The sequence below is a fragment of the Rheinheimera pacifica genome, assembly GCF_024809855.1.
Lineage (GTDB): Bacteria > Pseudomonadota > Gammaproteobacteria > Enterobacterales > Alteromonadaceae > Alishewanella > Alishewanella pacifica_A.
In genome coordinates this window covers 219,702-231,620 of record NZ_JANUEM010000002.1, presented here as the reverse complement: position 1 = coordinate 231,620, position 11,919 = coordinate 219,702, and the positions used below count along the sequence as shown (strand labels likewise).

The 11,919-nt window shown below is 47.2% G+C and carries 9 protein-coding genes; 4 read left to right on the top strand and 5 right to left on the bottom strand.

Annotated elements, in window-relative coordinates:
* Window positions 1–3 precede the first annotated feature (3 nt).
* From M2404_RS03970 to M2404_RS03950, 5 genes are all read right to left on the bottom strand, one after another.
* Window positions 4–3,024: a lantibiotic dehydratase gene (locus tag M2404_RS03970; RefSeq protein ID WP_259238431.1), complete on the bottom strand. Its 3,021-nt coding sequence runs from the start codon at window positions 3,022–3,024 to the stop codon at window positions 4–6.
* Between the two features lie 139 nt (window positions 3,025–3,163).
* The gene (locus M2404_RS03965) at window positions 3,164–4,375 is read right to left on the bottom strand and encodes a lanthionine synthetase C family protein (protein WP_259238430.1); all 1,212 of its coding nucleotides are present in this window, start codon (window positions 4,373–4,375) and stop codon (window positions 3,164–3,166) included.
* 116 nt (window positions 4,376–4,491) lie between these two features.
* Complete coding sequence (locus M2404_RS03960) at window positions 4,492–4,692, bottom strand: hypothetical protein (RefSeq protein WP_259238429.1); 201 nt, start codon at window positions 4,690–4,692, stop codon at window positions 4,492–4,494.
* Between the two features lie 70 nt (window positions 4,693–4,762).
* A complete protein-coding gene (locus tag M2404_RS03955; protein ID WP_259238428.1) occupies window positions 4,763–4,963 on the bottom strand; it encodes a hypothetical protein in 201 nt (66 codons plus the stop codon).
* A 277-nt stretch (window positions 4,964–5,240) separates the two neighbouring features.
* Window positions 5,241–7,304 carry a M13 family metallopeptidase gene (locus M2404_RS03950; RefSeq protein ID WP_259238427.1) on the bottom strand — a complete coding sequence of 688 codons (2,064 nt, stop codon included), beginning with the start codon at window positions 7,302–7,304 and terminating at the stop codon, window positions 5,241–5,243.
* Between the two features lie 197 nt (window positions 7,305–7,501).
* Between M2404_RS03950 and M2404_RS03945 the strand changes: the two genes are divergently transcribed.
* The 4 genes from M2404_RS03945 (at window position 7,502) to M2404_RS03930 (ending at window position 11,819) form a co-directional block, all read left to right on the top strand.
* Window positions 7,502–7,915, top strand: coding sequence for a DUF350 domain-containing protein (locus tag M2404_RS03945; protein WP_259238426.1), 414 nt, complete (start codon window positions 7,502–7,504; stop codon window positions 7,913–7,915).
* Window positions 7,916–7,925: 10 nt separating this feature from the next.
* The gene (locus tag M2404_RS03940; RefSeq protein ID WP_259238425.1) at window positions 7,926–8,567 is read left to right on the top strand and encodes a DUF1190 domain-containing protein; all 642 of its coding nucleotides are present in this window, start codon (window positions 7,926–7,928) and stop codon (window positions 8,565–8,567) included.
* 6 nt (window positions 8,568–8,573) lie between these two features.
* A complete protein-coding gene (locus M2404_RS03935) occupies window positions 8,574–9,722 on the top strand; it encodes a glutathionylspermidine synthase family protein (protein ID WP_259238424.1) in 1,149 nt (382 codons plus the stop codon).
* Between the two features lie 360 nt (window positions 9,723–10,082).
* Complete coding sequence (locus M2404_RS03930; protein ID WP_259238423.1) at window positions 10,083–11,819, top strand: glycosyl hydrolase family 18 protein; 1,737 nt, start codon at window positions 10,083–10,085, stop codon at window positions 11,817–11,819.
* Window positions 11,820–11,919 lie beyond the last annotated feature (100 nt).

Here is an 11,919-nt window from a genome sequence, read left to right as displayed (position 1 = left end):
GATTTATTTGTCTTTAGAGCTCTCTGAAAGATAATGCTTTCTTAGGAAATCGTAAACAACAAACTCCTGCTCTCGGCCATAAGCTTTGAAAACACGGTTGTTTAACATATGCAGCAAAGACGCCAGTAGTGTGTTGAGGCTACAGGTAAGGCTACCAGTGTGTTGCAGTTGTTTTATTTGCTCTGCAACAGGCTTGAGCGTCTGTATGTAACGTTGACGCAGTTCTGATAACTGTTTTGTCAGTTGGGTGTGATTGCTGCCAGGCTGATTAGCAGCGAAATCTTGCCTGATATAGTGTGCTTGCTCACGGTATTTTTTCCCTAATTGATTGCGTAAATAAGTATGTTCCTGAAACTCCTGTCCAAACTTATGCCTTAGTTCGCTGATAAGCGTTAGTTTTTCAGGAAGACTGTAACCAAACCCCTCTTGTAGTGCATCAGACAACTGCAATGCCAGACGCCATCTTACAGATTCACCATACTCAGAGATTAATTCAAGCCCCTGTAATATAATATCGCTGTCTGCCATAAAAATATGTTCTGCAAATACAATACCTTGCTCACCACCATAGCGCTCAACCTCCCGCTCATAAGTAAACAGCTCCAGCCGATGCAATTTATTACAGCTTAACCATCCGGACAGACATTGTTGCAGCTGAGGCAGTAGCTGGCTGTAGAGTTGTTCAGGATTACCATAAAACCGCAGGCGAATATGCCAGTCAGGATCCGCATAACGTATAAAAAACCACTGCTCAAAGCTTTGTTGTAAGCGCATCTTTTCAATTAATGGTTTGATATCTTCCAGCAGCATTTGTTCAGCAGTGCTGTTAGCAGCATATAGTTTAATACTCAGCCACTTTGAACCAGGCTGAAAACGACGCACAATTGTGGAGTTAAGTTGTACTTGTGGGTTCTGGTGTAGTACCTGTTCTGCAACTGCGGCATTATTAACTAGCGGCACAATAATCTCATGAGCAAATGAGCCTTCGTCATTGCTGACATAGCTCTGATATTGCATGACCAGCGACTCCTTTAACAACACATACCTTTGGTGCTGAGTTTCCGCCAACAGCAGATTAACCATAAACGGATTGTGTAAATCTAAAGTAAGCACATTGTCTGCAACGGCATAACAGACATAACGTTTAATTTGATATCTGTCACACAACTGGTCCCACGCTTCAGCCTGCCATTCTTCATGCTGTACTAACGCCGCCAGCATATCGCGTTTAACCCGCCAGTGAGTTTCATGCAGGATAACGTTGTCAATTTGTACGCGGGGCACATACTCCATCTGGTTGAAGGATGCCGGCATAACAAAATGAGGTAATTCAGCTTGTTGGTGCTGAAGCATACAGAGAAAGCGGTAAACACCAAGAGCGTGGGATGAGTAATTATGTGCAGATGTCAGGCGGGGAACCACCTGCTTATTAAGCCTTTTAGACCACAGCTTTACCTGGCCACCTTCGATAAATACAAACAGATCGCTGACAGCAATCTGTTTGTTTTCATCCAAAGTAGTATCAGCCAGAAATACAATTTCATAGTCTCGCAATGATGGCCTTGCAATAACATTACCCGGGCGACCATCCGGCATATGCACTACTTCGGCAAATATGGCACCCGGTGACAAGCTTTCTTCTCGCTTCAGGTATTGCCTTACGCTGCTGAGTAACTGTTCATCAAGGTGGCAAAAACGCCCCAGCATATTTGCGCCAGATGGTCCGGACAAACCATGCAGATGAACTAATAGCTGGTTATTTTCATCCTGATACAGCGAAACATTCATTGCGAATGAGGCAGGGAGTTGTTTGAATATTATGCTTTTATCACGGTCTTTTAGTAGAGCCTCTGATTTCAGCTGCAAAGTTGAAATATTGTTTTTAAATGGCATTTCCCGTAACAAAAGCTGCTCAAGCTTACTGACTTGATTACTCTTGTCTGTGCCAAGTGACACAGTAATATTCAAACCGGCAAGCAAAGGTGATTCATAGCCTGTATCCGACGAAAAAGAAATCCCGGCTTCGTCATCTAATACCTGCAACAGTGGCACAAACTGACCTTCATACCGTTGATTAAATTGCCGGATAAAAGCATCAAAATGCCCTTTCTTTTCAGATGCTGTAGTTTTTAAAGCCAGAATTGTTTGCTGTAAGGTGTTTACAAGAGAAGTGTCAATATCAGCGTACGCCATTGTTCGCCAGGTATCACTCTGAAACAGTTTATTTTCTGAGACTTTATAAGGCAGCTCCTGCAGTGTCTGATACATCGCCCGGTATGCATCGGGTGTGCAGGCGTTGAGTCGATCATAGCTTTGCAGATCTGCCAGTATTTTCTCCAGCGCCTGTGCTGTTTGCTGTGCTCCGGCCTGTTTCAGAGAGGTAACAAATGATTCCCCAGTATTACCAGACGTAAGAGGTAGTTTAAGCTCAGGAATAAGCACTTGTTCCTGCAAAAGTTGCTGAAGGTAATGTTCGATATCCGGGATAGCTGCTTCCGGATACTGTTCCGAAAACTTCTGCACTAACAGCGCTTTCTTTTCCCCTTTTGCGGCCAGCTTCAGCACAGTATCAAGATACTCATCCTGTTCAACCGCACTAAGCCGGTACTGACGTTTATCTGCAGACTGATAAGGTTCGATATAGTGATAGGTGTGGCCCAGCAAATAAAGTGTTGCGTTCGGCTTATAAGAACACAGTGCTATTTCAGCCGGGTTCTGTGCCAAATCCTGTTGGATAGTTCCCAAATAAAACATGTCCAGCCGGGTCTTACGTTGCTCAGCGGTCAGAGGGGCAGGCTTAAGCCTGATGTTTTCAGCAAAATTGCCTGTAGCTACCCCGGCAAATAAACCAAAAGGCGTTGCTCTGCTCCCCATGCGTATAAGGTATTTAAGCAAAGCATAAGTGACTTTCATACCTGATTTACTGTCGGGTTTAGCATGCCAGAGTGCTAAACGCTCCAGCAGTGACGGACTTGCCAGATAAAGTGCTTCTTTTACTCCGGGTGATGCCAGCCACCCGGACAAATAATCCCGCAGTGCAGCTTCTGAAGCAGGGAGCTCTTTGACTATTCTGCAGCTAAGTCGCGGAACACGGAGAACAAAAAAATTGGCTTCTAATTTCGCAGTACTGGCCATTAAACACCTGTATTTCTATTATTTTTATTTATTGCAGCAGTAGGGCTTCTGTCCAATCAGCTTTTTGTCCCAGAGCAGTCAGTAAATACAAACCTATTCCGGAATAACCATTCAATAAAGAGGTATCCTCCAGATAAGTGGGTTGTCCTTCCTCTTCCCCAAACCGATAAAAACCTTTCAAGCCCTGAGTTCGATATAACGCTAAGAGTTCGTTATGCCAGAATTGCTCAGCCAGTTTTATCTGAGGGTCTGGACAATATTCCGATAACAGGCGAAAGCTAAGTGCTAAACCAGCTATACCGTGACAGATAGCCGCGTCCTGAACGAAACTTTGTTTGTATGTTCTGTGGCTGGCATGCAGGCAAATTTCAGTCGCGGCACCAATAAGGTCATCTCTTTGCAGTAATTTCCCTGCACGAAATAATGTCAGCGCAATTGCCAGATCTCCGTAACACCACCCCAACCGGGATGTTGATGCTTGCTCTGCAACATTACCAAAGTAACAACCATATTTTTCTGGATCCTGACGTTGTTTCAATAGCCAATTACAGCCTGCATTCAAAAGTTGCCTTGCTTTTTCTTTTTGCCCGGTTAATCCGTCATGTAAAGCAATTAAAGCGGCCAATACAGCCGGAACACCATGAGCTAATCCCAGGTTAAACTCAGGGTTGTTATTATCTTTATTGAAACGATAGATTGAAGACGGAGGCGTGTTCCAGGCACAAGATGATTCATCCAGGAAATGCGCTTGCCTCTGCAAAACTGAGATCAGTAATTCACTAGAACCCAGCGCTTGCTGGCAACGATTTCTTCGTGCCAGGTATACTGCAATACCACTCACTCCAAGTACATATTCGATATCGGTGCTATCTGAAACCTGTTGTAGATACTGTTGTACAAGAATATCAGTGTTCTGATTAAACTCTGGCTGATAGCTGTCTGCCTGCTCCTGCAAAAAGGTTTCATATAACCAGGCAATGCCGGTTATACCAAGACCAAAAGACATGCCAAAAGGCCTGGTATGATCAACCGTTTCCATTTCCGACAGACGCTTATTAAATAACGGTTCAGATACCTGCTCCGGCAAGAACTTGCCTGCATGCCATAAAAATAACAGATGCCCGCTAAGCCCAGTTAACAGGCCAGAACTGAAGGCTTTTTCCGGTATATTTTGTATTTCGTTGATCAGTTCCCTGACAATACTCTCTGCTTCATCAGTCACACTGCTTTGTTGCATCATTTTCCTTAAATGTTTCTTTAGTCAATGTGTGGCTTCATAAATACCACTATCTGAAAAGTTTTTGGTAAAAAGGCAGAGAGTTGCTTACCCTGCCTGTAGAGGTAAAAAGTGTCAGATTAAGGAATTTGACAGCAAGGACGTGTAAAACCTGTTGGATCAGAAATTGGACAGCCAGGTCTGTTTGGGCTATCCACAGATGGCTCTGGGCACCACTCCGTTACTGCGCCGCCACCAACCTGAGGAGTAAGTTCATTTGGCAGAACTTCAGCATCTTGCGATAAGTTCACGAGTTGTTTTTTGTTTAATTCAAGTTTCATTTTATATTCCTTTAATTTGCATCATAAACGAAAGCTATAGTCATACTTCTGTCGCGTTTAGCAGTATTTTTCAGGGAACAAGGCAACACATATGTGTAAAGCCCGACGGATCAGAGACTCCACAGCCAGGTTGATTAGGATAATTATAGGACGGTTCGGGACATCCTTGAGTATTAACACCACCACCAACCTGAGGGGTGAGTTCATTGGGCAGAACCTGAGCATCTTGCGATAAGTTTACCAGTTGCTTTTTATTTAACTCTAGTTTCATAACAATCTTCCTTTCTTAAATAATCAGTTAGTGAAGCTTGCCATTAGGCACCTAACTACTAACACTAAACAAACTTTTATCCAATCACTCGAAAAATTTATCACATATATATCACATTTAAATATCTGTTATCAAAACCATAGTTATCAGATAGTTCTGCTGCTATCCGTGTTTCTGGCAATCAGGCAAACTTAAGGCGCAAAAAAATGCCGGCCAGTTAAACTGGCCGGCATCAGACTTAGCACCGATTTCTGAACTACTTATTTAACCGCTTAATTTACCAGATCTTTACCCGTACTTTGTCGTCACGGTACATGCCATCACCCGGTTTTACATCATAAGCCTGGTAAAACTGCGGCATATTCGACAAGGTACCTAACACGCGGTACATGCCCGGTGAGTGTGGCCCGGTGATCACTTGCTGGCGCAGGGCCTCATCGCGGAATTTAATCCGCCATACCTGGCCCCAGCCCATAAAAAAGCGTTGCTCTGGCGTAAAGCCATCAATTACCGCGCCAGGTTGCCCTTGCAGTGAGTTTTGGTACGCTTTATACGACACGGTTAAACCGCCTAAGTCAGCGATATTTTCGCCTAAACCTAAAGCGCCCTGCAGGTGTAAATCGTCTATCGGGTTAAAGCTGCTGTATTGATCAATCATCAGCTGTGCACGGCTTTGAAACTGGGCCGCGTCTTGTTCTGTCCACCAGTCACGCAGGTTGCCATCGCCGTCTGAGCGGCGGCCCTGATCGTCAAAACCGTGGGTAAATTCATGGCCGATAACACCACCAATAGCACCGTAGTTTACTGCATCATCTGCATCTACGTTAAAAAACGGCGGCTGTAAAATAGCAGCAGGAAACACAATTTCGTTCATAGTAGAGCTGTAATAGGCATTTACCGTTTGCGGTGTCATGCCCCATTCGCTGCGATCTACCGGTTTGCCTAAACGCCCGATAGTTCGCAGATATTCACACTCAGCACTGCGGCGCAGGTTGCCAACTAAGTCAGTAGGGCTAATTTCTACACAGCTGTAATCACGCCATTTATCCGGGTAACCAATTTTGGTGTTAAATTTGGCCAGCTTAATTTGTGCCTGTTTTTTTGTTACCGGGCTCATCCACTCCAGCTCGTCAATTGACTGGCGAAACGCCAGGCGCAGGTTTTCAATCATCTGATCCATACGGGCTTTGGCTTCAGGCTTAAAATGTTGCTCTACGTATTTTTTACCGACCATAAAACCCAGGTTGCTGTCTACCAGGCTAACTGCACGCTTCTCGCGGCTACGTTGCTCTTGCAGGCCGTTTAAGGTTTTGCCGTAAAAATCAAAGCTGGCATCAGCAAAGGCGCTGCTAAGGTTACTGGCGTTGCTGCGGATTAAATGAAACTTCAGATACTGCTGCCACTGCGCTACCGGTGTATTAGCCTGCAGTTTGGCAAACTCAGTAAAATAGCTGGGCTGGCGTATCACCAATTCGTTAATGTTGCCAAGCCCCGCTGCAGTTACAAACGCCTGCCAGTTAAAGCCCGGCGCCAGTTTTGTTAACTCAGCAATAGTTAGCTTGTTATAAGTGGCGTTGCGGTCACGGTTTTGTACCCGGCTCCACTGGGCAGTTGCAATTTGCTTTTCCAGCGCGACAATATCAGCTGCCGCTTGTTCAGCGTTATCCATACCGGCCAGGGTCCACAGTTTGGCAATAAAAGCCTGATACTGGCCCAGCAATTCGGCCGACCGCTCATCCTCTTTTAAGTAGTAATCACGATCCGGTAAGCCCAAACCCGCCTGCGACGCGCCGGTAATATACTGATCAGATTGCTTTTGATCCTGGCCGACAAACAGCGCCACAGGTGTGCCAACACGGTAACGCTGCCATTCTCCCCACAGAGCTGTTAAGTCCTGGTGCGATTTAATATTGTCAATTTGCGCCAGTTCAGGCCGAAGCGGATTTAACCCCAGTACTTCGGCTAATTCTGCATCGAGGAAAGATTTGTATAAATCGGCAATTTTTTGCTCATCAGAGCCTTTGGTTTGCTGTTCAGTGGCCAGCTGCTGCACTATCGCCAGAACTTGTTTTTCGGCGTTTTCGCGCAATTCATCAAAACTACCCCAGCGGGCTTTATCTGCCGGAATCTCGGTTTTTTCCATCCAACTGCCATTTACATAATGGAAGAAGTCTTGCTGTGGCGCGACACCGGGGTTCATATTCGCCAGCTCAATACCTGAGCTCAGGCCGGTTTGAGTTTGTACTACGCTATTATTGTCAGTTGTTACATTGCTGTTCGAGCACGATGCCACGCCCAGCGCCAGCGCAATGCTCAGCGCAACTGTTGTGATTTTTCTCATGAGTGGTTCCTGGTTATTAACATTGTTATTGCTTTAACGCAGGCCAGTGTAGAAGTATGATTAGCACTGTCCAGCCAATACAGGTTAAGCAGAATGCCTGCTGCGATAAATAACCAGCCGTTAAAGACCAATTTAACTTGAACTGCGGCGTTATTTTCCGCAGGATCGGCACAACTCTATTTATCTAAGGACTTTTTATGCTGGATACGGCTCTGACATCCCTTAACGGTTTACCGGCTTTTGCTGCTTACTTCGCCCTGGCAGCACTGTTGATACTATTATTTGTACGTTTATATACTCTGGTAACACCACACGACGAGTTCGGTTTAATCCGGGCCAACAACCCGGCTGCAGCAATTGCCTTTGGTGGGGCATTAATTGGTTTTGCCTTGCCATTGTCCAGCGCCATTACACACTCGATGTCATTACTCGATTGCGCTATCTGGGGTGGCGTAGCCTTGCTGGTACAGGTTCTGACCTTTTTTATCAGCACTGCTGTGCTAAAAAAACTGCCGCAGCGTATTACCCAGGGTGAGCTGGCCGCTGGCATTTTCTCAGCTTGCAGTTCTGTCAGTGTTGGTATGCTAAACGCCGCCTGTATGAGTTATTAAGGAGCGCATTATGACGACAACCAAAACATTTAAACGCAGCAAAACCGCCCGCCTGATCATGATGGTACCTGCCGCAGGCATGGTGCTGGCAGGCTGTGGTGAAAAACCGGTTGAGGTACAGGTATTTAACTCGCCGGATGAATGCGCCGCTTACTATAACCCACCGGCAGAATGTAAAGCCGCCTTTGACGATGCCAAAGCTTTGCACCCGCAGGTGGCACCGCGCTACGCCAGCCGGCAGGAATGCGAAACCGATTTTGGCACCGGCCAGTGCGAAACTGCACCGGTACTGGCAGCAAACAACACTGTGCCAGCAGAGCAAACACAACAAAGCCAGCAAAGCAGCGGCTTTTTTATGCCAATGATGATGGGTTTTATGGCCGGGCAAATGTTAAACCGCGGAGGCATGGCCAGCGCACCGCAGCAGCAGACAGCCGCGGCCAACCGCTCAGCGGTGCCAAACCAGCCACTGTATAAATCTCGCGATGACCGCAGCACTTTTCGTACTGCAACCAATACTGCAGTTGCCAGCCAGAGCGGTACCACAAACATACGGCCATCTGCGGTACAACCTAAACCAGCAGCTATGGCGCGCCGTGGCGGTTTTGGTGCCCAGGCAGCGCAGCGTAATGTTAGCAGCAACGGTGGTTAATTACTGATGAAACGTGTTAACAGCACCCCAAGGCCGGGCTGGAAAGCTTTTGCGCAAAGCGTTGGCTTTAATTTTCATACCTTTGACGGTGAACCGTATTGGGATGAAAGTGCCTATTATCAGTTCAGCCTGCAGCAGATAGAACAGGATCTGGAAGACCCGACCGAAGAACTGCATCAAATGGCGCTGGATCTGGTAGATGATATTGTCAGTGATGAACAAAAACTGCGGCAACTGCAAATTCCAACGCAGTTTTGGAATGCCGTGCGCACCAGTTGGCACAGCAAAGAACCGCACTTATACGGCCGCATGGATTTTAGCTATAACGGTACCGGCCCGGCTAAGTTACTGGAGCTGAACTACGATACGCCAACCTCGCTGTATGAAACCGGCTTTTTTCAGTGGGTATGGCTGGAAGACCAACTGATGCGTGGCGAACTACCGCAAGGTGCTGATCAGTTCAACTCGTTACAGGACAAACTGCAACAAGCCTTTAGCGAACTTAACCTGCCGCAGCCGTTTTACTTTGCCAGCGTAACCGAAAGCATTGAAGATAAAGGCACAGTAGATTACCTGATGGATATTGCGCTGCAAGCCGGATTAAACAGCCGGTATATTCAGTTAGAGCAGCTAGGTGATATCGACGGCCAGCTAGTTGATTTAGAAGGCTTTCCTATACAAGGCCTGTTCAAGCTGTACCCTTGGGAATTTATGCTGCAGGAAGAATTTGCCAGCACTGTTTTGACCAGCCAAACCCGGTTTATTGAGCCACTGTGGAAATGCTTGCTATCTAACAAAGGCATATTACCGCTGTTATGGCAAAAATATCAGGGCCACCCTAACCTGCTGCCAGCGTTTTTTGATGATGGCAGCAGCTTGCAAAACGGCTGGGTACGTAAACCGCTGTTATCGCGCGAAGGTGCCAACATCGAGCTGCTTACCAGCGATGGTAAAACAGTAAAGCAAGACGGCCCTTACAACGACAGCGGCTATATCCGCCAGGCATTAGCAGCACTGCCACAGTTTAATGGCAACTATACCCTGATTGGCAGTTGGGTAGTTGCTGACAGCGCGGCCGGCATTTGCATACGTGAAGACAACAGCCTGATCACCAAAGACAGCTCACGCTTTTTACCACATATTATCCTCGATTAACTCAGTTACGTACCGGAGCGCAGGCTGAGGCGCTCCGGTAAAAATTAACATCCTTCCCGATAAGTGCATTTTTGGCCCTATCATATGTAAAAAAATCCGGCACTATACTGTAAAAATATTTCTTCTTATTTCAGGCATTTAAGGCTAAATCAAAAAATTATCAGCAAAAAATTAACTCACAATTTTGACAACGCTGTCATTTTTGCCATAGTAAATTCGCTCATTTTCTAAACGATACGGATCCGGGTTCTACGCCAGGCTGGCGCATGAATGTGCAATATCACGTATGCGCAACAGCAGTAAACCCTGGCTGGCGCTACGAAATAAAAAGAAAAATAAGTAACAATACTGGAGGAAGTTATGTTTAAACAAACAGTTAAGCTATGTAGTGGTGTTTCACTGCTACTGGCAGCCAACATACAGGCTGCCACACCTAACGCACCGGTGATCAGTTGGATGCCCACAGAGTACAGCCTGCAAAATGGTAGTGTGCAAGTACCGGTACGCTGGGATATGTGGTGGGGAACCAACGGCAACAAGTGGCATTTAAAACAAAATGACAGCGTTGTCTTTTCTGCCGCGATAGTGCCAAACGGCCAGAATGCGCAAACCGGCACTACCACCCTTACGTTTACCCAGCCGGGTAGTTATCAGTTACAGGCAAGCTTGTGCCAGGTAACAGGTACTGTGGAAGAGTGCGCCAGCAGCGGCATTACCACCATTAATATTAGCGGTAACGGCGGCGGTGATGGAGGTGACAACGGTGGTGGTGACAATGGCGGCGGCTTTAACCCCTGGACAGATCTCGATGTAACTGCCTGGCCACACCCGCTAAAACAAAGCAATCTGCCGTATCAGAATACCACCGGCAAAAAAGTGGGGGCTTATTTTGTTGAATGGGGTATTTATGGCCGGGCTTTTCATGCCGCCGATATACCGGCACAAAACCTGACGCATATATACTATGGCTTTATTCCGCTATGCGGCCCGAACGCCGGTCTACAGCAGGCAAACCCGGAAGGCTACGCCGCCCTTAACAGCCAGTGTGCCGGCAAACCGGATTACTCGGTGGTTGTGCACGATAAATTTGCCGCTTTGGAAAAAAGCTATCCCGGTGATGTCTGGGATCAGCCGATACGCGGTGTTTTTGCCGAGCTGTACCGTTTAAAGCAAACTCATCCGCACATTAAAATTTTGCCATCAGTTGGCGGCTGGACGCTTTCTGATCCCTTGTACGACGTAGGTACTAACCCGGCAGCAAGAGCGGTATTTATTGATTCTATTATTGATTTTATCCGCACTTATGATTTCTTCGACGGTATTGATATCGACTGGGAATTCCCCGGCGGCGGTGGTGCCAACACTAATTTAGGCTCTGCCCAGGACGGTGCTGGTTTTGCCACCCTGATGCAGGAACTACGTGCAGCCCTGAATGCCCTGAGTGTAGAAACCGGCCGCGATTATGAGCTGGCTGCTGCAATGTCAGGCGGGGTAGAAAAGCTCAGTGTGGTTGACTGGGAAGATGCCCACCAGTACATGGATTACATTAACCTGATGACCTACGACTACTACGGTGCCTGGAATGGCGTACTGGGCCACCAGACCGGCCTGTATCCGTCGGCCAATTCTCCTACGCCGGGTTTTAGCGCTCACGAAGCGGTGCAATACCTGCTTAACCGTGGCGTACCGGCAGGCAAAATTGCCCTGGGTGCTGCCATGTATGGCCGCGGTTGGCAAAACGTGGCGGGTGTAACCGGTAATAACCCCTTTACCGGCACCGGTGGTGCAGGTATCAGTGGCGGCTGGGAACCCGGCATTATGGACTACAAAAAAATTGAAACCGACTATATGGGCGGGCCTGAAGCCAGCGGCGTTAACGGTTTTACCGTAGGCTGGGATAACACCGCTAAGGCCAGTTATGTCTGGAACCCTGCAACCAATACGCTGATCAGCATTGATACCAAGCGCTCGGTACGGGAAAAAGGTGCCTATATTCTGCAGCATCAGCTGGGCGGTATTTTCGCCTGGGAAATAGATGCCGACAACGGCCATATTTTAAACGCGATGCATGAAGGCTTAGGCCATACGCAGCAATAACTGACATTGCCGGCCGGTTGTTGCTATCTCGTATAGAGAGACTCGGCTTGCTCTAAACCAACCGTTGCAGGCCAGGATGGCCGAATCGAGCCTACAGGGA